At 59.7% G+C, this 22,394-nt stretch carries 19 protein-coding genes and 3 pseudogenes; 16 read left to right on the forward strand and 6 right to left on the reverse strand.

The window, feature by feature from the left end:
* Positions 1-24 precede the first annotated feature (24 nt).
* The 4 genes and pseudogenes from NL532_RS30750 to hemP form a co-directional block, all read right to left on the reverse strand.
* Entirely contained in the window at positions 25-216 is a 192-nt protein-coding gene (locus tag NL532_RS30750) for a ferredoxin (RefSeq protein WP_081725572.1), read from the reverse strand.
* A gap of 40 nt (positions 217-256) precedes the next feature.
* Positions 257-1,473: pseudogene (locus NL532_RS30755) on the reverse strand (cytochrome P450).
* Between the two features lie 844 nt (positions 1,474-2,317).
* Positions 2,318-3,408, reverse strand: a pseudogene (locus NL532_RS30765) (hemin-degrading factor).
* Positions 3,409-3,438: 30 nt separating this feature from the next.
* Entirely contained in the window at positions 3,439-3,543 is a 105-nt protein-coding gene (gene hemP, locus NL532_RS30770; protein ID WP_023685012.1) for a hemin uptake protein HemP, read from the reverse strand.
* Positions 3,544-4,079: 536 nt separating this feature from the next.
* Here hemP and NL532_RS30775 point away from each other — a divergent pair.
* The 16 genes and pseudogenes from NL532_RS30775 (at position 4,080) to NL532_RS30850 (ending at position 19,477) form a co-directional block, all read left to right on the forward strand.
* Positions 4,080-4,400: a HesB/IscA family protein gene (locus NL532_RS30775; protein ID WP_023672207.1), complete on the forward strand. Its 321-nt coding sequence runs from the start codon at positions 4,080-4,082 to the stop codon at positions 4,398-4,400.
* 55 nt (positions 4,401-4,455) lie between these two features.
* Positions 4,456-4,806, forward strand: coding sequence for a hypothetical protein (locus tag NL532_RS30780; protein ID WP_155923868.1), 351 nt, complete (start codon positions 4,456-4,458; stop codon positions 4,804-4,806).
* Between the two features lie 36 nt (positions 4,807-4,842).
* Positions 4,843-6,009 (forward strand): cysteine desulfurase NifS, encoded by a 1,167-nt coding sequence (nifS, locus tag NL532_RS30785; protein WP_023672209.1) that lies wholly within the window; start codon positions 4,843-4,845, stop codon positions 6,007-6,009.
* A gap of 25 nt (positions 6,010-6,034) precedes the next feature.
* On the forward strand, positions 6,035-7,243 hold the full coding sequence (nifV, locus tag NL532_RS30790; RefSeq protein WP_023727119.1) for a homocitrate synthase: 1,209 nt from the start codon (positions 6,035-6,037) through the stop codon (positions 7,241-7,243).
* A complete protein-coding gene (gene nifW / locus NL532_RS30795) occupies positions 7,240-7,620 on the forward strand; it encodes a nitrogenase stabilizing/protective protein NifW (protein ID WP_023687348.1) in 381 nt (126 codons plus the stop codon). Before nifV ends, nifW begins: the two co-directional genes overlap by 4 nt.
* 185 nt (positions 7,621-7,805) lie before the next feature.
* Entirely contained in the window at positions 7,806-8,657 is an 852-nt protein-coding gene (locus NL532_RS30800; RefSeq protein WP_023727118.1) for an electron transfer flavoprotein subunit beta/FixA family protein, read from the forward strand.
* Between the two features lie 17 nt (positions 8,658-8,674).
* Positions 8,675-9,784: an electron transfer flavoprotein subunit alpha/FixB family protein gene (locus NL532_RS30805; protein WP_023829768.1), complete on the forward strand. Its 1,110-nt coding sequence runs from the start codon at positions 8,675-8,677 to the stop codon at positions 9,782-9,784.
* Positions 9,785-9,794: 10 nt separating this feature from the next.
* The gene (locus tag NL532_RS30810; protein WP_023687350.1) at positions 9,795-11,102 is read left to right on the forward strand and encodes an FAD-binding protein; all 1,308 of its coding nucleotides are present in this window, start codon (positions 9,795-9,797) and stop codon (positions 11,100-11,102) included.
* An 11-nt stretch (positions 11,103-11,113) separates the two neighbouring features.
* Entirely contained in the window at positions 11,114-11,413 is a 300-nt protein-coding gene (locus tag NL532_RS30815) for a ferredoxin family protein (RefSeq protein WP_023687351.1), read from the forward strand.
* Between the two features lie 959 nt (positions 11,414-12,372).
* Positions 12,373-13,851 carry a nitrogenase cofactor biosynthesis protein NifB gene (gene nifB, locus NL532_RS30820; RefSeq protein ID WP_023708818.1) on the forward strand — a complete coding sequence of 493 codons (1,479 nt, stop codon included), beginning with the start codon at positions 12,373-12,375 and terminating at the stop codon, positions 13,849-13,851.
* A 31-nt stretch (positions 13,852-13,882) separates the two neighbouring features.
* Entirely contained in the window at positions 13,883-14,077 is a 195-nt protein-coding gene (locus NL532_RS30825) for a 4Fe-4S dicluster domain-containing protein (protein ID WP_023672218.1), read from the forward strand.
* A gap of 98 nt (positions 14,078-14,175) precedes the next feature.
* Complete coding sequence (locus NL532_RS30830; protein WP_023748899.1) at positions 14,176-14,481, forward strand: nitrogen fixation protein NifZ; 306 nt, start codon at positions 14,176-14,178, stop codon at positions 14,479-14,481.
* A 12-nt stretch (positions 14,482-14,493) separates the two neighbouring features.
* Positions 14,494-14,706 (forward strand): putative nitrogen fixation protein NifT, encoded by a 213-nt coding sequence (nifT, locus tag NL532_RS30835; RefSeq protein ID WP_023672220.1) that lies wholly within the window; start codon positions 14,494-14,496, stop codon positions 14,704-14,706.
* A gap of 32 nt (positions 14,707-14,738) precedes the next feature.
* Positions 14,739-15,632, forward strand: a complete 894-nt coding sequence (locus tag NL532_RS30840) for an SIR2 family NAD-dependent protein deacylase (protein ID WP_023829769.1) — start codon at positions 14,739-14,741, stop codon at positions 15,630-15,632.
* Between the two features lie 85 nt (positions 15,633-15,717).
* A complete protein-coding gene (locus NL532_RS30845; protein ID WP_023829770.1) occupies positions 15,718-17,586 on the forward strand; it encodes an ABC transporter ATP-binding protein in 1,869 nt (622 codons plus the stop codon).
* Positions 17,586-19,477, forward strand: a pseudogene (locus NL532_RS30850) (ABC transporter ATP-binding protein). Before NL532_RS30845 ends, NL532_RS30850 begins: the two are co-directional and overlap by 1 nt.
* 555 nt (positions 19,478-20,032) lie before the next feature.
* On the opposite strand, the gene NL532_RS30855 reads toward NL532_RS30850, so the two are convergent.
* Together NL532_RS30855 and hisC are read right to left on the reverse strand one after the other, a co-directional pair.
* A complete protein-coding gene (locus NL532_RS30855; protein WP_081726232.1) occupies positions 20,033-21,073 on the reverse strand; it encodes an LLM class flavin-dependent oxidoreductase in 1,041 nt (346 codons plus the stop codon).
* An 88-nt stretch (positions 21,074-21,161) separates the two neighbouring features.
* Positions 21,162-22,301 carry a histidinol-phosphate transaminase gene (gene hisC, locus NL532_RS30860; RefSeq protein ID WP_023829772.1) on the reverse strand — a complete coding sequence of 380 codons (1,140 nt, stop codon included), beginning with the start codon at positions 22,299-22,301 and terminating at the stop codon, positions 21,162-21,164.
* Positions 22,302-22,394: the final 93 nt, after the last annotated feature.

A 22,394-nucleotide genomic window follows, 5' to 3' on the forward strand; every position in this document is an offset into this window, starting at 1 on the left:
TTGAATGCCGTCTCATCCAGAGCGTCAGCGAGTGAGTTCCAGCGCACGTTCAGGACAGGATCGCGCGCCTCGTGATGCAGGCAGTTCCTCCCCTTCCGCAACTTCAATGTCACCAGGCAGGATGTAACCGTCATTATCGAGTTTAAAGATGTCCGGCGCTTGCGCCGCGCATCGCGCGTGGCCCTGGCATTTGGCCTTTTGGACGATGATGCGCATGGCGCTGCCTCCATTGTCTGTGCCCGGGCTCGGGGCGGGCCTAAGACCAGTCCAGGATCAAATTTTCGATCCCGAACACATGGCCGCCAGAAGTTATCGGCGCCGTACCCTGCTTGATCCTGAAAGCCGGGATGCGCGCCAGCCACTCCTCCAGGCCAATGACAATCTCGCGCCGGGCAAGGTGTGAGCCAAGGCAACGGTGGGGACCATAGCCAAACGCTGCGTGGCGGTTGTCCTCCCGCTCCAAATCAATCGTGTTGGGGCATTCGAATTCCGCCGGGTCACGATTGGCAATCATCGTGGCGCAGGAAACATAGTCCCCTTCCGGATCGGCGCGCCTTCGAAGTCGATATCTTTCGTGGCCACGCGGATCAACTGAATGGGCGGATAGGCCCGCAGCAATTCTTCGGTTGCGAGCGGGATGCGGTCCGGTTCGCTCCGCAGCAATTGCTGATCTTTGAGGTTGCGTGCGAGGTACGCCAAGTCAAAGCCTATAGCTGCTGCGACCGTGTCGAGCCCAGCGACGAAGACAAGCACGCCGATGCCGCGGACTTGGGTGTCAGTCAGCCGGCGGCCCTCGACCTGTGCCTGCACTATAAAGGTCATGAAATCGTCAACCGCCTCATCGCGGCGCATGGCTGCAAGTTCGTCGATGAATGCCACGATCGTCCGGGCAGCCACAGGTCGTTCCTTATCGTCGCCGTGGAGCAGATCTTTCCCCCAGCCGACGAATGTATCGAGTCGGTCATCAGGCAACCCCAGAAAGCGAAGAAAGGTGCTCACCGCGAAAGGAAAGGCAAAATCCTTCATCACGTCGCAGCTTGTGCGCGACGCGGCGATCCTTTCGATCAGCTCGACCGCCCGTTCGCGGACAGCCGGTTCCAAAGCCAACACCCGCTTTGGCGAAAGCAGCGGATTAAGCAGTGAGCGAAAGACGCCATGGGCCGGTGGATCGAGCTCAAGCGGGATCGTCGGCCAGTTCTCACCCAGTATGGAGGAGAAGATGCTGCGATGGCTGGAAAAAGTCTCTGCGTCCTGCAGCACCTTCCGCTGGTCCGCGGCACGGGTGATGACCCAGGTACCCCGGCCATCTTGCGTGTTGTAGCGGGAGTAAAAGATCGGAGGCCCGTCATGTACGCAAGCGACAGCTGCGTGTGGATCCCCGTTGGGTGTTGGTGGCATCCCTGGCGATGTAAACAGGCTGAAGTCCCTCACCATTTCGGGCGGGACATGATCTGGAACGGGGTTGGTCGCCATTTTGTTTTCTCTACATTGGCGTTCATGGCTCAATTGAGATTGCACCGCTGTTCATAAAGTCGATTTCCAGCATGGGCACGTCTCTTGTCGGGCGCCTTATAGATTCTGTCGCCTGATACAGCCCACCTGCACCAGCGCGGATGAGATGGGTTGCGAAGTCGATCAGAGGGGCATCTCCGCCGCGCTCCGGTCATGAAGCAAAGCGGCCGCTTCCCCGTTAGGGTTGAGAGACTGGTCAATCACCTCTGCCCTGCTGATCAAATTGTCGAAGCAAGTCGCGTGCCGGATAGGGTAGCCATGGCGGTGCACCAAGCAATGCCAGCCTGCGCTGGGTCTGCCGCTGATGATCACCTGTCCATCATTCTTATGACAACGTCCGACAACCGACATCCGTGGTCGGTTTTGTCGAGCCCGCGACATCGGGCTGTTCGGCTTGGCTGTTGCTGCACAGCCTGCCGGTCGACGAGCGAGTAGATCGCTCGCACGGCCCGGATTGAGCAATGACGCGATCCAGCGCAAGGATCGGGTGCGGTCCGAGAAGACCCGACGGCGCTTGCGCGAGACGATCGGAAATATCAAAAAGGTCAAGCCGCGCTTCGGTTCGGCGCTGATGGCGTATGCGTTTTATCGCTCGCAGGCGCTGCAAGGCTTTTCCGGCAGACGGCGATGCACTCGTGCGCACCGGTGCCGACCGGCGACCAGCTTGACTGTATAGATGCGGTCCATTCCGGCGTGCATCACCTGACCATGCGCATGCGCTACGACGGCATCCTTTCCGCTCATGGACCTAGATTTGCTCGCGAGCCGCTGTCGGAACGTGGTGCTGAGTCCTATCGCGGCCAATTCAATCCGAGGACCTGTCGGCAGTCAACACACCCCTGGAGGTCGGACCGGGAACGCGTGGCAGACTCTCGGCCAGAAACCGCCAGTCGCTGCCCTCGCGTTCGCCTTCCTTGCGCGTGCCGAAGAACTGGATGATCATCTTGCCGTCCGCGCCATAGGCTTCAATGGACGTAACGTGACCATCCCTCGTCGGCTTGCGCACGGCCCAGACCTCGCGGATGCGATGGGTCCTAAGATGCAGATGGAAGGTCTCTTCGAGCACATTGATCCGCGGCCCGATCTGCTTGACCGACCTGATCGGGCCGGAATGGATCTGAATGCAACCACGATTGCCGACAAAGCACATGATCGGCATCTCGTCTTCGGCCGCCTGTTGGAACAGGGCGCCAATGGCATCATTGTCGAGTAGCCAGGCGTCATCCTCGTCGGCCATACGCATCGCCTGGCAGCGGCTGAGCTTCAGTGTCTTCAACATATGGTAGAACTGATGCACGTCGCTTAGCCGGCCCCAGTGCTCGCGTAGGTCGTCGACCGTGGTGGCGTGGTCTGGACTCACTGCGTTATCGCGCGCCCCGCTCGCCTCGAGCGATATGATCGGCTCCTGGTCGGGGGATACAAGCTCTGCCGTCAGATCCTGATAGGCCTGCAGGTTCGAGGCGGGCGTGAGATGAGCTTTGTGCATCGCCTCGCCGGTGGCATCAAAGAATTGCAGGCTGCGGCGGATCTCGGCCCCTCGCGCTTCTCGACGGCGAAGCCATACGCCCACGCTTTCGGGAAGATGCGCAGGTCGATCTCGTCGCCGAGCAGTATGGCATGCTGGTTGCCGGTGACCACTTTGCCGTAGACGCCAATCTTTTGGTGCACGGCACTTTCGTTGCTGGTGACCGCCATCACCTCGCCGACCGCTTCGAGGCCGGTCAGCAGATCATCGACGCGCGGCTCGATGCGCACCGCGCCGTGACCACAATGCGCCGCGACCAACTCGGCTTCCGAAATGCCCAATCGAGCGGCGAGATCATGCTCCCGGATCTTCGGATTGTCTTTGCACGCCCGCCGGATTTCGTCGGGCGACGGTTTCTCGCGTTGGTCCATGCTTACCCCTGTTTCTACGACGTGTGAGGATCATCTGCCCTGCCCGGGAATCTTCAGCCGATAAGGCGCGCCGAAATGCTCGATCCTGATCTGCTGCTGGCCCATGAACAAGGTGTCGCTGGACAGCGTGCGCACGGCGTCGCACCGATGCGAAAACCGGCGAGCAGCCACATGCCGATGGCATCCCATCGAGCCGGTCGGCGGCTACTGGGCGGTAGTGAGCCAGTATGGATGTTGTCGCAATCGGCCAAGCGGGCATTCGGATGCCACGAGCGGCGCTGCTTTGCCAACAACGCGTATCTGACCACGGTCCTGACATGTTACTCCCTTGCTTCGCCCCATCCATCGCGATGGCACCCACGGCATGGTTGTGGATCGGCATGCTCTTGCCGTCTCGCCAAACGGAGCTTCAAAAACCGTGCCAATTGCGCCGAGGCAAGCTCAGAAGAAGTTCTGTCCTTGGTGATGTGAGTTCACCCAAGAACTCAGGCCAACATCCCTCGTGCCGGACCCGACAAACCCGACAGCACGTGTCGATTGGCCGACACCTTATCAGCAATCAAGAGGCACCAGTGCGAGAGATGCCGCGCTGTGTTGAAACGTTTTTTGGCTTTGGCACGGTGCATGCAACGTGATGGGCAAGCAGGTCGCGGACTGAGGAGAATGGAGCCATGATTACGCTCACCGACAACGCTGTTGCCGCCTTCAAGACTGCTCTTTGCCGTGCCAGCGAGCCGGCGGAAGGCTTTCGCATTATGGTCGAGGCCGGCGGCTGCGCAGGCTTCAAATACTTAATGGGCCTGGAGAGCGTGTCGCGCGAGGGCGACGCGATCACTGACACAGATGGGGTCAAGCTGTTCGTGGACGCGGGCTCCCAACCCCATGTAGCCGGCATGACCGTCGACTTCCTCACCGGGCTCCAATCTTCCGGTTTTGTCTTCGATAACCCCAATGCGCGCGAAAAGTGCGGCTGCGGCAAGTCCTTCAGTTAAGCGCCCGAAGCGCCTGTGCGGCCGACAGAGTGATTTTGCGGCAGAGGAGACTTATATGGCCGGCACAACAGATGTCCCCGTCCTAAAAAACAAGACAAGGTCAAAGCCGATCTCGGGACTGCCATTCGCTCCCAGTAGGATTCAAAGAACGTCGCCTCCCGAAGCAGCTCGGTTCCTGGTGGCACCCGAGCTGCTTGCGGACAAATCGCGCCGCTGCGCCAAATTCGGCTCATCGGTAGCGTTATCGCGTTCGGGCGTCCTTACCTGCCGGCTGACCTACGGCCACTGCGAACATGTCCATATCGACGGAGATCCGGTTTACGTCAAACACTCCGGGCGCCTGCGCGCACTGCCAGTTCAAATGATCATCAACGGCATGCGCCAGAGGCTCAACGAGTCGGTCTAGCGCTCGCGTCATTCTGTTTAACTGAGGATCGCACCTATGAAGCCTGTCTACCTCGACAACAACGCAACCACACGGGTCGATCCTGAGGTCGTGCAAGCGATGTTGCCGTTCTTTAGGGATCAATTCGGCAACCCTTCGTCGGCACACGCTCTTGGCGCCTCAGTCAGTGCGGCGGTGAGAAAGGCGCGGAGGCAGTTGCAAGCTCTGATCGGCGCGGAGTTCGAGGATGAGATCACTTTCACCTCGGGTGGGACAGAAAGCGACAATGCAGCGCTTCTTTCAGCGCTCGAGGCGGCGCCCAACCGAACCGAGATCGTGACGTCCGCGGTCGAGCATCCCGCCGTGCTGACGCTCTGCGAGCATCTTGAGAAGACCCGCCGCCTCAAGGTGCACAGGATCCCGGTGGATTGCCGTGGTCGGCTCGATCTCGACGCCTATATGGCCGCCCTCACCCCACAGGTTGCAATCGTGTCAATAATGTGGGCGAACAACGAGACTGGTGTGATCTTCCCCGTGGCAAGGCTTTCCGAGTTGGCCAAGGAAGTGGGCGCCCTATTCCATACCGATGCTGTGCAGGCGGTCGGCAAGCTTCCGATGGACCTGAAGTCGACCGCAATCGACATGCTGTCGCTCTCCGGCCACAAGCTGCACGGGCCGAAAGGGATCGGTGCGCTTTTCGTAAAACGTGGCGTCGATTTCCATTCGCTGATCAAGGGGGGTCACCAAGAGCACAACCGGCGTGCTGGAACCGAGAATACGCCCGGCATAGCCGGGCTCGGCACGGCGGCCGAACTCGCCTTGAAATTCATGGACGACGAGACCACACGGGTAAAGTCGCTCCGCGATCGCCTGGAGGGCGGGATCCTCCAGCGCATCCCAAGCACCTGTGTCACTGGTGATCCCTTGCAACGGTTGCCCAACACCGCAAACATCTCCTTCGAACATGTCGAAAGTGATGGAATTCCACTTCTCCTCAGCCGCATTGGCATCGCGTGTTCCTCTGGCTCGGCCTGCACCTCCGGCTCTCTGGAACCAAGCCATGTCCTAAGCGCGATGAAAACGCCACACGCGGCAGTCCGCTTCTCCTTGGCGCGGGACAACAGCGAAGAGGACATCGACCGGGTGCTCGAGGTCATGCCGGGAATCGTGGGGAAGCTGCGCAGCTTTTCCGGTTCTGGGCCGGGTAGTCCGGTCTATGCGTGAGCCGCAGAAGAACAGGCTGCCTGTCATGACCGGTCATGTCTCCCTCAACGATACGACCTTGCGCGATGGCGAGCAGGCGCCGGGCGTCGCCTTCACCACGACGGAAAAGCTGGAGATCGCTGAGTCTCTTGCGGCGGCTGGCGTGACAGAGATCGAGATCGGCACGCCGGTCATGGGCGTCGACGAGATGGAAACAATTCGCGCCGTGGTAGCGCGGCGTCTTCCGGTTCGGCTCATGGCCTGGTGCCGGATGACGTCGTTGGATCTCGATGCAGCGATCGAGAGCGGCGTCCAAGCGGTCAATTTGTCGCTGCCTGCGTCGGACATCCAACTTGCCGCCAAGCTCGGCCTCGACAAGGCGGGAGCGCTCCAGGTCATCGATCATATGGTCAGGCGCGCCGCCGATGCCGGCTTCTTCGTCGCGGTGGGCTGCGAGGATGCCTCGCGGGCCAATCGGGATCATCTCGCCCGCGTCATCGAGACGGCCGCACGCGCCGGCGCAAGCCGCGTGAGGCTGGCCGACACAGTCGGTGTTCTCGACCCGTTTTCGACCTTCGAACTTGTCGCCCAGCTCGTGGTGCAGTCTCCAATCGACCTTGAATTTCATGCGCACAACGATCTCGGACTTGCTGGCGCCAACACGCTGGCGGCGATCCGCGCAGGCGCGCGCCATGCCTCCGTCACCGTCCTGGGGCTCGGCGAGCGTGCGGGCAATGCCGCGCTGGAGGAGGTGGCCGCCGCAATGGCAGTCTTCGACGGCGCAGACACCGGCATTGAGCTGACCGCATTGCCCGGCCTCGCCGCCCAGGTGGCTTGGGCCGCCCGCCGGCAGACCGCAGCCACTAAGCCGGTCGTCGGCGCCGATGTTTTCACCCACGAATCCGGCATTCACGTCGCAGGGCTGCTGAAGGACTCGCGTACTTATCAGGGGCTCGATCCGACTCTCGTGGGCCGCTGCCGGCGGATCGTCATCGGCAAGCATTCCGGCGCGACTGCGATTGCCCATGTGCTGAGCGAAAGCGGTCGCGATCTCGACCCGGATCTGGCAGCCGCGATGGTGGCCCGCGTCCGACGCGAGGCGGCCGAGACCAAATCGACCGTCACTGCAACTCGACTGGTCGAGCTCTACGATGGAATGTGCAGCGAGGCATCCCTCATCGAGCTGTGCGGGTCCAAGTCAGCCGTGCGCGAGCGCACAGAGGCCACAGTTTTGCGACCAGGAAGAATGCAATGAATTGTTCCGCTGACAGCCGCCCCATGGATGTCACCGACATCCTCGCACGACTGAAGCGCTTGTCGGCTGCAGAGGAATTCTTCTCAGTCCTAGGCGTCGCCTATGACCCGAAGGTACTGAATGTCTCGCGGCTCCATATCATGAAGCGTGTGGGCCAATACCTCGCCGAAGAAGATTTCTCCGGTCTGCCCGACCAGGTGATTGCCGCGAGGGTGCGCGCGACGCTCGAACGCGCTTACGAGGACTTTGCGATTTCCTCGCCGCTCACGCATCGGATTTTCAAGGTGCTCAAGGACCACGATCCGAACAAACCTGCCGCGCCGGGTCACACCTTTGTTCCGTTCGACTCGGTACTGAAGCGGTTCGGACGGGAATGATCGGCGACAAGGGTGCGACGCGACAATGTCGAGCAGCCGCCAAATGCGGTCATCACCACAGCGCCGTCAGAAGCAACCAGCCGAAGTTGTAGGAAAGGGGGAGCGCAAGAGACTTGGCACGAATAATGCGGACAAAGGAGATAACCGCAATGCCGGACCCGGACAGGAGCCTAGAGAAACCGCCAATGCACATTGTAATCTGCATCAAGCAGGTGCCGGACTCGACACAGATAAGGGTCCATCCGGTCACGAACACGATCATGCGCCAGGGTGTTCCGACCATCATCAACCCTTACGACCTGTTCGCCCTCGAAGAAGCGCTCAGACTGCGCGACGCACATGGCGGCGAAGTCACTGTGCTCACCATGGGTCCGCCCATGGCAGAGGACGCGCTGCGCAAGGCGCTCGGTTACGGCGCCGACCGAGCGGTGCTCTTGACCGACCGCTATTTTGCCGGCTCCGACACGCTGGCAACCTCGTTCGCCCTTTCCCAGGCAATCGCGAAGATTGGCGAGACGTTCGGCACGCCAGACCTCGTCTTCACCGGCAAGCAGACGATCGATGGCGACACCGCCCAGGTCGGGCCCGGCATCGCCAAGCGCCTCGGACTCCTGCAACTGACCTATGTCGCGAAGATCCCTTCTGTCGACCTTGCTGCACGCGAGATCAAGGTCGAGCGCCGTTCCGAAGGCGGCACACAGATGCTGAAGAGCAGGCTCCCTTGCCTCATCACCATGCTGGAAGGCACAAACGAGATCCGCCGGGGCTCGATCCAGGACGCCTTGTGCGCCGCGCGCAGCCAGGTCTTGAAATGGAGCGCGGCCGACGCCGGCATTGAGGATCTCACCAAATGCGGCCTGCGCGGTTCACCGACGGTCGTCAAACGTGTTTTCGCCCCTCCTGCTCGAGCTGAAAAGGCGGCACAAATCGACACCGCCGAGAAGGCCTTGCGCGATGTCGCTGACGAACTCATCACCGCAATCTTCACCCGCCAGCCGGCGCTGGAACATGAGCTCGCCTTTAACGGCGGCGCGTGATGGCAAGGAGCAAAACGATGTCGACCGCGAACGGAGAAACCCCTCGCCCTGCCGCCGGCCGCGCCGGCATAAAGAAGGAATTGCCCGCCCATTTCAAGGACTATCGGCACGTTTGGGTTTTCATCGAGCTCGAACGTGGCGAGGTCCATCCGGTATCGTTCGAACTGCTCGGCGAAGGCCGCAACTTAGCAGACAAGCTTCAGGTCCAGCTTGCAGGTGTCGTGCTTGGACCGCCGGGAGAGGCCGTGGGGAACGCCGTTGCCGAAGCATTCGCGTATGGCGCTGACCTTGTCTACATCGCCGAGGCGCCCCTGCTCGCCGACTATCGGAATGAACCTTTCACCAAGGCGTTGACGGATCTGGTCGATACCCACAAACCCGAAATCCTTCTTCTCGGTGCCACCACACTGGGCAGGGATCTTGCCGGCTCCGTGGCGACGACCTTGCAGACGGGGCTCACGGCCGACTGCACCGAACTCGATGTAGATACCGACAGTTCGCTCGCCGCCACGCGTCCGACTTTCGGCGGTTCCTTGTTGTGCACGATCTATACGCTCAATTTCCGCCCGCAGATGGCGACCGTGCGGCCGAGGGTCATGCCCATGCCGCAGCGGACGGATAAACCGGTCGGGCGTGTCATCCGGCACAAGCTTTCGCTTGCCGAGGACGAGATCGCTACCAAAGTCCTCGGCTTCCTGCCGGACAATCAGTCGGCGAAGGCAAACCTTGCCTATGCCGACGTCGTGGTTGCGGGAGGCCTTGGTCTTGGCGCGGCGGAGAACCTGCAGCTTGTGAAGAACCTCGCACGAGCAATCGGCGCCGAGCACGGCTGTTCGCGTCCGTTAGTCCAGAAGAGCTGGATGCCAGCTGATCGGCAGATCGGCCAAACTGGCAAGACGATCCGGCCGAAGCTTTACATAGCGGCCGGGATTTCCGGCGCCGTCCAGCATCGGGTTGGCGTGGAGGGGGCGGATCTCATCGTGGCCATCAACACCGACCCGAACGCGCCGATTTTCGGTTTCGCTCACCTCGGAATCGTCACCGACGCGATCCGCTTCCTGCCCGCACTGACGGAAGCCTTCACCCGGCGGCTGTCGCCCCACAGTCGCGATAAGCTTTCGAGCTAAGGGGATGGACATGATCGAGGAAAACTTCGACGCCATTGTTGTTGGGGCAGGCATGTCCGGAAACGCAGCTGCTTACACCATGGCCAGCCATGGCCTGAAGGTGCTGCAGTTGGAGCGGGGTGAATACCCGGGCTCCAAGAATGTCCAGGGTGCCATCATGTACGCGAACATGCTGGAGAAGATCATCCCGGATTTCCGGGATGATGCGCCTCTCGAGCGGCATTTGGTTGAACAGCGGCTTTGGGTGATGGACGACACATCCCATACCGGGATTCACTATAGGTCGGACGACTTCAATGAGGCGAAGCCCAACCGATACACGATCATCCGTGCCCAGTTCGATAAATGGTTTTCGCGTAAGGTGCGCGCGGCCGGCGCGACCGTTCTGTGCGAGACGACCGTGACGGAACTCATCCGTGATGCCAAGGACAGGGTGATCGGCGTCCGCACAGACCGGGCGGGCGGGGCCATCTACGCGGACGTGGTCGTTCTCGCAGAAGGTGTCTGCGGACTGCTTGGCACTCGAGCAGGCCTGCGCGAGATGCCAAAGCCGCAAACCGTCGCCCTCGCCGTCAAGGAAATGCATTTCTTGCCCGAAGAGGTCATTGAGCAGCGGTTCGGCGTAAAGGGCGATGAGGGCTGCGTGATCGAGGCGGTGGGCACGACCTCCCGCAGCATGGCCGGGCTCGGCTTCCTCTATACCAACAAGGAGTCCATCTCACTGGGCATTGGCTGCCTCGTCTCCGATTTTGCCGCGATGGTCGAGAGCCCCTACGTTCTCCTTGATGCCTTGAAGAGCCATCCTTCGATCCGGCCGCTGATCGCCGGCTCGGAAGTGAAAGAATATTCCGCACACCTCATTCCCGAAGGCGGCTACAAGGCTATTCCGCAGCTCTTTGGCGATGGTTGGGTCGTGGTCGGCGATGCCGCGCAACTGAACAACGCGATTCACCGCGAGGGTTCGAACCTCGCCATGACCTCCGGCCGCATTGCGGCTGAGGCAATCGTCGAGGTCAAGAGCCGCAACGGTCCGATGAACAAACGGAATCTCGCCCTTTACAAAGCCATGCTGGACAAGTCCTTCGTGGTCAAGGACCTGAGGAAATACAAAGACATGCCGGCCTTGCTCCACACCAATTCCAGCAATTATTTCACGACTTATCCGCGGTTGATGTCGCAAGCTGCGCAGAACTTCATGCGTGTCGACGGCACGCCGAAGATCGAGAAGGAAAAGGCGACCACGGCGGCCTTCATCAAGGCGCGCTCGCGCTGGGGGCTGGTCAGCGACGCGGTCCGCCTTGCATTGGCGTGGCGCTGAGGGGAGACGATATGACCAGCGCAGCGACGAAGTCACGTGTCGAGGACAAGCTTTACCAGAACCGCTACTTGGTGGATTCCGGCCGCCCGCACATCAAAGTGCGACCGCACCAGAAGCCGAGCGCGAATTTGCTCGCGCTGACCCACGTCTGCCCGGCGAAATGTTATGAGTTGAACGACAAGGGTCAAGTGGAGATCACTGCCGATGGCTGCATGGAGTGCGGCACCTGCCGGATTTTGTGCGAGACGAGTGGTGAGATCGAGTGGAACTATCCACGCGGCGGTTTCGGAATCCTCTTTAAATTCGGATGACCGGCGCACGCACACTTAAGGCGGCGATCATCCAGTACAGCTGAGTCTCGGCCATGCCATTTTGGCTTTAATCGCCAATAAATGAAGAGAAATTGCACGAATACTGTTCTTGCATAATTCAGCCTCAGATAAAAAATGCAGGTTCACTCTGGACGACAACCGCTGAAGTCGTCTCTATGAGCCACCGGGCCGCAGATCGGGTCGACGAGGCCCTGAACCGCCCATCGAGCATGCCCTAAGCAGATACCCGCTCAGGGACTCTACGATATGTGAAGGTGCTGACCGCCCCGAGCGAGCTGGAGATTACGCTCGCCATACGCTGGCCAATTGTCGTGAACGTCCTGCCCACGTTTCTGCAGACGGGTAATTGAGCGATCGTCGTCCTGGACGCTGAAGGAGAGCCGGAGATTGCCGCCACTGCCGGCAATACCCACGCACCTCAATCAGGCACTCGCCGCCTCATATCACAGGCCGTAACAGATCAAGCGAATTGCGGCTGCCGGCCAGTCGCATCGGCGCCTCCGCAGCAAGGTATCTCCTCTTACGGCCGCATCCGAACCATGCCGCTTGTCGCCCGCATCTGACGGCACGCAACCGGCTGATCGACGCGATTGACTAGGCCGGTTGGGTTCTTCCAGGGCGGCTCGTATCCCTGGCCTCACGCCCTGGATAATCGGGTACGCCCTGCGCCGGCATGGTGTCAAGGTTAAGAAATTCGGGACGTCGTGATGACGTCAAGCGTAAGCAGCCCGGAGTGGTCTCGCTCACACTCTGCGCGCCCGAGGCTGCTAGCCTCGCGACCCTATTTGCTTGTCCACTGTCGTAAGCCCGACAAAGGTGTGTCGGAGCAATCCGAAGGAATCTGACACGAGAAGCCTATTCGTGAACCGAAACAGCTCTTTGAGCTGGCATAGCTCTTGCGCTTTGAACTGCGACATCACGCAGCAACGGAGCCGTTCATGTCTGCACCGGCAATTTCGCTTGAGAGCCTCAGCACGACATTCGGTGACCAGTTGCTTGGCACCATGAAACTCGGGGGCTGCGCGTCTTCGTCCTGCGGCTCGTCGACAAAGCCCGACGACACGGATCCGGCTGTCTGGGAGAAGATCAAGGATCACCCCTGCTTTTCAGAAGAGGCGCATCACTATTTCGCGCGTATGCACGTCGCGGTCGCGCCGGGCTGCAACATCCAGTGCAACTACTGCAATCGCAAATATGACTGCGCCAACGAAAGCCGGCCTGGGGTGGCCTCTGAAAAGCTGACGCCCGACCAGGCGCTACGCAAGGTGATCGCGGTCGCCAACGAGGTGCCGCAGCTTTCCGTGCTCGGCATCGCCGGACCGGGCGACGCCTGCTACGACTGGAAGAAGACGAAGGCGACCTTCGCCAGGGTCGCCAGGGAAATCCCAGACATCAAGTTTTGCATATCCACGAATGGGCTGGCGCTGCCCGACCATGTCGATGAGCTTGCTGACATGAATGTCGATCACGTGACGATCACGATCAACATGGTCGACCCTGAGGTCGGTGCAAAGATCTATCCTTGGATCTTTCACGATCATCGCCGCTACGTCGGCATTGAAGCCACCCGGATCCTGCACCAGCGGCAGATGTTGGGCCTGGAGATGCTGACCGCGCGGGGCATCCTCACCAAAATCAACTCGGTGGTGATCCCGGGCGTGAATGATGAGCATCTGATCGAGGTGAATAGATGGATTAAGGAGCGAGGCGCGTTCCTGCACAACCTTATGCCGCTGATTTCGGACCCGGCCCACGGCACGCACTACGGTCTGAGCGGGCAGCGCGGCCCAAACGCAATGGAGATGAAGGCTCTTCAGGATCGTGTCGAAAACGGCGCCCAGTTGATGCGCCACTGCCGGCAGTGCCGGGCAGATGCCGTGGGCCTGCTCGGAGAAGATCGTGGCCAGGAATTCACAGTCGACCGGATTCCCGGCGAGGTCACCTACGATGCCAGCAAACGCAAGGCCTATCGGGAGCTGGTCGCGGAGGAGCGCCGTGATCACGTCGAGGCTAGGAGAGAAGCGATCGGATTGGTCAAGGCAGCGAGCCCCGGCAAGTCCCTTCTCTTCGCGGTGGCGACCAAGGGCGGCGGCCGCGTCAATGAGCATTTCGGCCATGCGAAGGAATTCCAGGTTTATCAAGCCTCGCTGAAAGGGATCAGCTTCGTCGGGCATCGGAAGGTGGACAAGTATTGCCTTGGCGGCTGGGGCGCAGAAGCCGCCCTCGATGGCGTCATCGCAGCGCTTCAAGGCATAGATATCGTGCTGTGCGCCAAGATTGGAAATTGCCCGCAGGATCAGCTCGCGGAGGCTGGAATCAGAGCCACCGACGCCTGTGCCCATGACTATATCGAGACAGCAATCAGCGCGATTTACATCGCCGCATCTGGGACCCCCACACTCGCGGCGACGGCCTGAGCTGTCTCATTCATTCGGACCAGGAGTTAAAATGGCTTTCAAGATCATCGCATCCCAATGCACCCAATGCGGCGCCTGCGAATTCGAATGTCCTTCCGGCGCGATCAAGTTCAAAGGCGAGAGCTACGTGATCGAGTCACAGAAGTGCACCGAATGCGAGGGGGTCTTCGATGCGCAGCAATGTGCCTCGGTATGTCCGGTGCCGAAGACCTGCGTTCCTGCGTAACGGACATTGGACTGCCGACATGGTTGGGGGCTGTCTACGCAGGACGCCTGGAACGCCTTGTTCGGAATCTCAGCCGCAAGAGAAATCAGGGAACGGACATGTCGCTCGGACGCGAAGAGGAGATCGAAATCCGCAGGCCTCCACGATTCATGCCGGGAGAGCGGGTACGTGCCACTCGCCACATAAAGAATGACGGCACCTATCCTGGCAGGGAGATCGGCGAAAATCTCGTGCGGAAGGGGGACGAGGGATATGTGCGCGACATTGGCACCTTTCTCCAGCAGTTCTTCATCTATGCGGTCGAGTGGATCGACCGTGGCACCGTCGTCGGTATGCGAGCGCGTGAACTGATGAGCCTCGACGAGGCCGAGGCGCCCTGCAGTGCTGAAAAGCAATACCAATGAAGGGACGGCCAGATGAAAGTCATGATCCGCAGGACCGATGCTGGTTTGTCGGCGTATGTCCCCAAAAAGGACCTCGAAGAGCCGATCATCAAACTCGAGAAGGAAGAGTTGTGGGGCGGAACGGTCACGCTCAGGAACGGGTGGCGGCTCCTCCTACCCGATCTCCCACATGATACGCGTCTGCCGATCACCGTCGAGGCAAGGAAGATTTCCGAAGAGGGCTGATGCTGCCCCTAGGTGCGTCGCGAGGAAACGAGATGAACACGATCCTGACATCGGGCCACCTCGTCATTGTGCGGGACAGTTTTGCTGAAAAGCTGCTTGACCTGGCGAAGGAAGCGCTCGCCGCCGATGAGGTGATCCCCTATCTCGGTCCGGGTCTTCTTGAGTTGAACTGTGTGGAACCGCCTGTGCCGCATACCCCGGAGGTTGTTGCCGCGGCACTCAATGCACGGGCTCCAGCCCCTTCCAGGATCCGCACCAATATGTGGTCGGTTGCACAGTTCATCGAACAGCGCCGGCATCGCCGGACGCTTCAAGCTTGGATGACCGACATATTCGCAGCGCCGGTGGGGCCGACCCCCTTCCACGCCTGGCTCGCAAGGCTGCCACTCTCCCTCATCATCGACAGCTGGTATGACAGCGCGATGCGCACGGCTCTGGTAGAGACCGGCCGAACGGACGTCGTTGAGATACAAGGCGTCACGCGCGCGAATGAAATCGGCAACATTTGGACGAAAACCTACGATTTGTCCGGGAGGGAGCTCGACCCCCGATTGGGGGCCAAGACGGTTCTCTATTCACCTCACGGGAGTATTAAGCCCGCGCAAAACTTTCTCGTCGCAGATTCCGACTACGTCGAAGTCCTGTCCGAAATTGATATCCAGACACCGATCCCAGACGCTGTGAAGGAACGGCGCATCACCCGTGGATTTTTCTTCGTTGGCTGCCGCTTCAACGATCAGATGCTGCGCACCTACGCCAGACAGATCATGAAGCGCTCCCGCGGTCCCTATTGCACCGTAATGGACGCGGAAACCCTGACCAGAAACGAAGCGCGTTTTCTTGCGGCAAGCGGAATCACGGTGATCGACATGCCACTAAGTCAAGCGGCGGCTCGGCTTGTGGGAACGGGCACGGCTGCAGGTTGAGGACGGGATTAACAATGGCGGATGCCTTTGATGATGTCTGCTTCGGCTTTCCTCGAAGGCGCAAAATGCAGTCGGGAATACACCCGTGAACAGTGAAGCTGTCAGCGGCGCAACGAACGCACTGAATTCGTTGGCCCATGTTGAAGCGGCGCGCTGGGGCCGGGATTTGAGTACGCTGTTGCGCATCACGCGTATGAATCTGCGCCATCCGTGGCAGGTTGCCCTCGCTATGGGCTCGACGATCATGGCGGCAATCCTCCAGTTGCTCATTCCCCAGCTTCTCGGCCGGGCTGTCGACCAGACCCAGACAGCTATCGGGGGCGGTGTCGCGGGGGCTGCGGCAGGACAAGCGCTCTGGGCCCCGGCTCTCCTGCTGCTCGCCGTCAGCGCGCTACGCGGCGTTTTCACGATGGCGCAGAACTATTTTGCCGAAGCCGTCGGGCATCATGTCGCGTACGAATTGCGGCTCGCCTACTACGACAAGATCCAGCGTCTCAGCTTTTCCTTTCACGACCGGGCCCATTCAGGCGATCTGATAACCGCCGGAATGCTCGATCTCGAAGGCGTGCGGATGTATTTTTCCACCGGGCTCATGCGGGTGCTCCTGCTGACGATGCTGATCGGGATTGGCGCTTACATGATGATCTCGACCGATCCCGTGCTCGGCTTGGCCGCGCTCAGCTTCGTGCCTTTTGTCGCTTGGCGCTCATCGACCACACAGCTTAAGCTGCGCGCCACCTGGCTCGACCTCTATGAGCGCCTTTCGGTACTAAGCCGCGTGATGAAGGAAAATCTCGCAGGTATCCGTGTGGTCCGCGCTTTTGCGGCTCAATCCTATGAGATGCTGAAGTTCGACGGCGCTTCCAAGAACGCGCTCGACCTCGCCAACGATCTCGTTGACATCTACGTACCCAACACGTCGGCGATGACCTTGTCCTACTTTTTCGCAATGGGATTGGTGCTTGGGATCGGTGGCAACAAGCTCGTCGCTGGCGAGATCAGCGTCGGAACCATGGCGACCTTCCTGACCTTCATGACCATGCTGCAAATGCCAGTCCGCCAGATCGGTCTCATGGTCAATGCGTTTGCCCGCGCTTCTAGCTGCGGTTCGCGGCTTTTCGGTCTCCTCGATCAGGAGATCACCATCAGGGATGCTCTCGAGGCCAGACCGCTTGAGATAAGTGACGGCACTCTGCGCTTCCACAATGTCTCATTTGCCTACCCCAACGCCGAAAACCGCGCCATTCTGAAGAACCTCAGCTTTGAGGCCCGGAGAGGCGAGACGATCGCGATCGTCGGTCCGCCGGGTTCCGGCAAATCGACGATGGCTCATCTGGTCCCCCGCTTTTACGACGTGACCGGTGGCGCCATCACGTTGGACGGCCAGGACATACGCAATGTCACCCTCGAGAGCCTTCGCAAGGCGGTCGCGATTGTACAGCAGGATGCGTTCCTATTCACCACAACGATCGAGAACAACATCGCTTATGGCGATCCCTGGGCGAAGAGACAGCGAATTGAACGCGCTGGAGAATTCGCCCAGCTCCACGACTACATCCTCGGGCTCCCGGCAGGGTATGAGACGGTCGTGGGCGAACGCGGCGTTTCTCTCTCTGGCGGCCAGCGCCAGCGTCTCACGATTGCTCGCACCATGATGCTGCGCCCCTCCGTCATCATTTTCGACGACTCGATGGCCGCGATCGATGCCGGCACCGAGCTGCGCATTCGCGCGGCGATGCGGCGCTTCGCAAAGGATCGGGTGACGATCATCATCGCGCACCGGCTGAGTGCGCTTAAGCATGCCGATCAAATCCTTTTTGTCGATAACGGCGAAATCGTAGAACGCGGCACGCATGAAGAGCTTCTGGCGAAGCGGGGACGCTACAGGGCCCTTTACGATCTCCAGACGTGCCCGGGTGATAGCATTATTAGCCAGGATGGGGGCGCCCGCTGATGGACCAGGGCCGCGGCGAACTCGAAGCCGAACCTGACGACGGGAGACGCCCTCCGCGCGCGGTCGTCGGCTCGCACCGGATCGAGGAGGAGATGTTCGGCCGGGCTTTCGACAAGAGCATCCTCCGTCGCATCTGGGGCTTCGTCCATCCCTACCGGGCAAAGGTAGTTGTCACGATTGTCGCGATGCTGATCTTCACCGGGACGCAGCTTCTCATCCCCTTGATCATCCGCTACGCGATCGACCTCGGCATGAACCCGGCAAGGCCCGATCGCTCAGCCCAGCTTGCGGCCGTCGGCGCGTTCCTTTCGGCGATTTTGGTCAATTTCGCCGCCGGCTACATGCAGGAAGCCTTGGATGGGAAAATGGCCGAAACTGTCCTGTTCGACATCCGCCGCGCCATGTTTGGCCATCTGCAAAAGGTTTCGCTCTCTTTCATGGACAAGACCGAGGTCGGACGCCTGATGTCGCGCCTGCAAGGCGACGTTAACTCCATACAGGAGTTCCTGGAAACCTCGGTATATTCCCTAGGCGATGTTGCGCTTCTCTTCGGCATCGTTTTCGTAATGCTGTGGCTCGACTTTCGCCTCGGCCTCCTGACGCTATCGGTTCTGCCGATCCTGGTGATCGTCCGCATTGTCTGGTTGCCGCGTGCCCGCGACGCCTTCATGGCTGCACACGAAACCAATTCCGTCGTCAATGGCGCGCTGGCCGAAGCCATTCACGGCGTGCGGACCATACAGTCAATGGACCGCCAGCAGGTGAATTTCAGTCTTTTTGACGATCGGGCCCATGCCAACCTTAGGACCCACCTGATCGCTGCCAGATATGCACTGGTCATGGTGCCCATCGTCGATGGCATCACCGGCCTCGCCTTGGCCGCCGTTATTGTGGTCGGCGGCTCGATGGTCATGAATAGCCGTATAGATGTGGGCGTGTTGGTAGCCTACCTATTTTACATCCAGCGCTTCTTTGACCCGATCCGCTCACTCACCCTGCAATATTCGGTCATGCAGCGCGCCATGGCCTCAGGCAAGCGCCTGACGGATGTGCTCGACGTCAAGATCGATGTTAAGGACAAACCCAATGCCGAGATGCTTTCGCCCGAAATGGACGGCTCGGTCGAGTTTAGGGACGTCACCTTCGGCTACGATCCGAACCGTTCGGTTCTGAAAAATGTCTCGTTCAAGGTCAATCCGGGCGAGACGGTCGCACTAGTCGGACCGAGCGGTTCTGGCAAATCGAGTGCGATGGCCCTGGTCCACCGCTTCTATGATGTTCAGCAGGGTCAGGTGCTGGTCGGCGGACATGATGTACGCGACCTCACCCAGGAATCGCTCGGCCGCCAGGTCGCCATGGTGCTGCAGGAGCCATTCCTGTTCACCGGGACGGTCTTCGAGAACATTCGATACCAGAAGACGGAAGCCACGCGCGACAAGGTGATCGAGGCGGCCAAGGCTGTCGGCGCGCATGACTTCGTCATGAGCCTCGCCGACGGGTATGAGACCCAACTTGGCGAACGCGGCGACAACTTATCTCTCGGCCAGCGCCAGCTTATCAGTTTCGCCCGCGCCCTCGTCGCTGACGCCAAGATCCTCGTGCTCGACGAAGCTACCGCCAATATCGACAGCTACACGGAATTGCAGATTCAGAAGGCTCTGATCAAGCTGCTTGAAGGGCGGACTGGCCTCGTCATCGCCCACCGTCTCGCCACGGTCCGGGGGCCGACCGCATCATCGTGCTTCAGAATGGCCAAGTTATTGCGACTGGCAACCACGATGAGTTAATAGCCATGGGCGGCCTGTATTCCAAACTCTACTATCTCAACTACGCCTCCTTCGACGACCTTCCCGAACACGATACCACCGTCCAAGCTGGCTCTCAGACCTGACATCTTGGCGGCCTTGTGGTAGTGGCGTTGACTTTCGGGCGTGTCGGCAGACCACTCAGGCCACCGCATCCGGCCAGCAGCCAGCATTCAAGAACGAGCACTCCTCGCAATTCCTGAAGACCGGCTGCGAACGATTTCCTCCAGCATCGTATCCGACCGCGGTGCACCACCATCATCGGGCGAGCTCGCTGGAGGTGTTGGCTGGGCGTCGCAAAGCCGCTCGCGAGCGCGCCCTCAATAGCGCCGTAGCGAGTGACGGCTTTGCCACCGACGGGCCGCTGATGAAGCTGGATTAGTGGGCGCCGCACCGACGCCGCCCCGGGCGAGAAGAACCTCCTGCGGCTGGCTATGGGCAACGACTAGCGCCAGCGCGACGAGCAGACGCGTGCCGGCATCGTGACGCGCTCGGCTACCCTCTCCTTAGGATCGTGCATGTTCACACGATGGCCCAGACGCCAGCCAACGCACAAAGCTGGTATTCTGTGCCGCCTGCTCGTCGTCAGTTTGGCCTCCTCCCGATTGCCCGCCCCACCACGTGCAAGCTCGAGCACATGGTCAGCCAAGTCGAGCCATGATTTCGGATTGAATGGTCCTCGCGGTGTAAAGGGAAGCATCTAGCGGCAGATTTCCAAATGCCATTTGACAAAGCAGGTAGTTGGCACCTGCCTCTTCCAACTGATCTAGCAGAGCTTTTCGCACAGACTCTGCTGATCCTACCACGCACAATTCACTCTCGACTGCCGCATCGAAGGTCAGCGGCAAGTTTGGTGGAGTGGGGATAGCGTTAAGCTCGTAAAGGAATTGGAAGCTCTTGAGCCAGCGTGCGTAAGCAGGTGCCGCGAGCGAATAGGCATGTGTGTCACAACGCCCAATCACGACCATGCGGAGCAATCCGACAAATCTCCCTTGATCCTCCCCGCCTGCGTTGTCCTCTCGATAGGCGCGGAACGCATCAGTAGTTTTGCGAACAGAAGAGGAAGGTCCTACACACGCGATATTTGTTCCATTCGCAGCGGCCCAAGCTGTGGACTCGGGTCGATTGGCAGCGACCCATGTGGGCGGATGTGGACGCTGATGAGGTCTTAGCGTCAAAGGAACGTCATTGAGATCAAAATGGCGGCCTTGATAGCATAGCGTGCCGACCTCCCTCGAATTCACAAGTATTTGCATAAGAATTTCGCTGGCTTCGGCATAACGGCCCGGCACCGCGTCCGCACCAATCCCGAAGTAGCCCAATTCGGTCGGGAGAGCACCGCGCCCTATGCCCAGTTCGAGCCTGCCACCGCTCAACTGGTCCAGCATACAGATCTCTTCGAACGCACGCAGCGGATGATAAAGCGCAAGCAGCATCACCAAGGGTCCGAGACGCAAGCGCCGGGTGCGCTGGGCGACGCTCGATAAGAACAGATTCGGCGATGGACCTCTCCCATGGGGAGTACAGTGGTGTTCTGCGAGATGATAGGCATAGAACCCCAGCTGATCGCACGCCTCTGCTAATATCAGGCGATCTTCGTACTGCCGGCCTATATCGCGGCCATCCTCATCCAAATGATCGAAGATGCCGAAAGCCAGGTTTGAAGGAAAGACGTTTGTCACTCTTTAAGTCCCCGATTTTAAAAGCAGGCTGTTTTCTTGCTGGGATCACCAGCAAGTCGGAAGAGATGTGTGTGATCGCCGATTAGCGTCAGCGTAACGAAGAAGCAGAGCCTGACGCTTCCCTGCCTCTGGAGCTTGGCACCGTTAAGCTTCCAGCAATGTCGCCAGCGGCAGCAAGAAATTCATCCATCTGCTCTTTTGTGCCGATGCTGACGCGGATACAGTGTTCCAAGCCTTTGTCCGGAAAAAACGCGACAAGTATCTTTTGCCTCTCCAATGCTGCTTGCCACCATGAGCCGTCCTGTCCCGCGGGCACACGGGCCAGCAAGAAATTTGCGCGGGAGGGTGTTACGGAAAATCCGAGTTGCGATAGTGCAACTGTCACTCGCTCTCGTTCATCCTTGATGTGCTTGTGGTTGTCTGCGTAGGCGCCGCGATGCGCAAGCACGCTGATACCAACGGCATGCCCGATCACGTTCATGTTGAAGACGTTCTGGATGTTTCGCAGCCTTCCAATAATTTCAGGGTGACCGAAACCGAAACCGACGCGAATGCCGGCGGCGGCATAGCTTTTCGAGAATGACCTCAAGATCAGAAGGTTCGAATACCGGTTGATGAGGCGCAGTCCGTGATCGGGTGCAAAGTCGACGTAGGCCTCATCGAGGACAATCAAGCGGTCCGATTGTGCTACGAGGCGTTCGATATCGCTTATCGGGAGGAATGTTCCGGTCGGATTGTTTGGATTGGCCAACATAATAAACTTGGCGTCTTTTGCCGGACCAGAAAGCAATTGCTCCATTGGCAGGGAATGAGCTTGACATCCGATTTCGAGGAACTCAGCGCCCTGGAGCATGGCAAGTTTGCGGTTGAACGAAAACCCTGGCGACATCATCGCAACCTTGTCGCCGGGTGCGAGGAAAGCTCTGTAGATCAGTCCGAGCAGTTCAGACGACCCGTTGCCAGCGATGACCTGATCCCTGGAAACGCCATAGGCGCTGGACGCTGCTTCCCTCAGTCTGAAGTTATCGTCATCCGGATATAGATACTGGCGCTTGAGGGCCGCCACTGCACTTTGCATTATGATTGGCGGCAACGGAAACGGGTTCTCATTCGTATTCAGCTTGATAAAATTTGCGTCCGGCGCTGGTCCGTTGGACGGCAGAGCATCCAACTGTCGTGTCACTTGCGAAAGAGCCGAAAGCACAGTTTGCAGTTTTGCGTCGGACATATTGAACTCCGTTTCAGTCACACAGGGGCATCCGCATGAGCTCGCAACGAGAGCAACATGGCGGACGGGATTGGACGATGGCAGGGTTGCCTT

The organism is Mesorhizobium sp. C120A (genome assembly GCF_030323105.1).
In the GTDB taxonomy this organism is placed as follows: domain Bacteria; phylum Pseudomonadota; class Alphaproteobacteria; order Rhizobiales; family Rhizobiaceae; genus Mesorhizobium.

Excerpts from the sequence above, each read along its gene's own strand:
- NL532_RS30830 (WP_023748899.1), top strand. The coding sequence starts at position 14,176 with ATGTCGCTCGGACGCGAAGAGGAGATCGAAATCCGCAGGCCTCCACGA.
- nifS (WP_023672209.1), top strand. The coding sequence starts at position 4,843 with ATGAAGCCTGTCTACCTCGACAACAACGCAACCACACGGGTCGATCCT.
- nifV (WP_023727119.1), top strand. The coding sequence starts at position 6,035 with ATGACCGGTCATGTCTCCCTCAACGATACGACCTTGCGCGATGGCGAG.
- NL532_RS30800 (WP_023727118.1), top strand. The coding sequence starts at position 7,806 with ATGCACATTGTAATCTGCATCAAGCAGGTGCCGGACTCGACACAGATA.
- hisC (WP_023829772.1), bottom strand. The coding sequence starts at position 22,301 with ATGTCCGACGCAAAACTGCAAACTGTGCTTTCGGCTCTTTCGCAAGTG.
- nifT (WP_023672220.1), top strand. The coding sequence starts at position 14,494 with ATGAAAGTCATGATCCGCAGGACCGATGCTGGTTTGTCGGCGTATGTC.
- NL532_RS30840 (WP_023829769.1), top strand. The coding sequence starts at position 14,739 with ATGAACACGATCCTGACATCGGGCCACCTCGTCATTGTGCGGGACAGT.
- nifW (WP_023687348.1), top strand. The coding sequence starts at position 7,240 with ATGAATTGTTCCGCTGACAGCCGCCCCATGGATGTCACCGACATCCTC.
- NL532_RS30815 (WP_023687351.1), top strand. The coding sequence starts at position 11,114 with ATGACCAGCGCAGCGACGAAGTCACGTGTCGAGGACAAGCTTTACCAG.
- NL532_RS30805 (WP_023829768.1), top strand. The coding sequence starts at position 8,675 with ATGTCGACCGCGAACGGAGAAACCCCTCGCCCTGCCGCCGGCCGCGCC.
- NL532_RS30810 (WP_023687350.1), top strand. The coding sequence starts at position 9,795 with ATGATCGAGGAAAACTTCGACGCCATTGTTGTTGGGGCAGGCATGTCC.
- nifB (WP_023708818.1), top strand. The coding sequence starts at position 12,373 with ATGTCTGCACCGGCAATTTCGCTTGAGAGCCTCAGCACGACATTCGGT.
- NL532_RS30775 (WP_023672207.1), top strand. The coding sequence starts at position 4,080 with ATGATTACGCTCACCGACAACGCTGTTGCCGCCTTCAAGACTGCTCTT.
- NL532_RS30825 (WP_023672218.1), top strand. The coding sequence starts at position 13,883 with ATGGCTTTCAAGATCATCGCATCCCAATGCACCCAATGCGGCGCCTGC.
- NL532_RS30780 (WP_155923868.1), top strand. The coding sequence starts at position 4,456 with ATGGCCGGCACAACAGATGTCCCCGTCCTAAAAAACAAGACAAGGTCA.
- NL532_RS30750 (WP_081725572.1), bottom strand. The coding sequence starts at position 216 with ATGCGCATCATCGTCCAAAAGGCCAAATGCCAGGGCCACGCGCGATGC.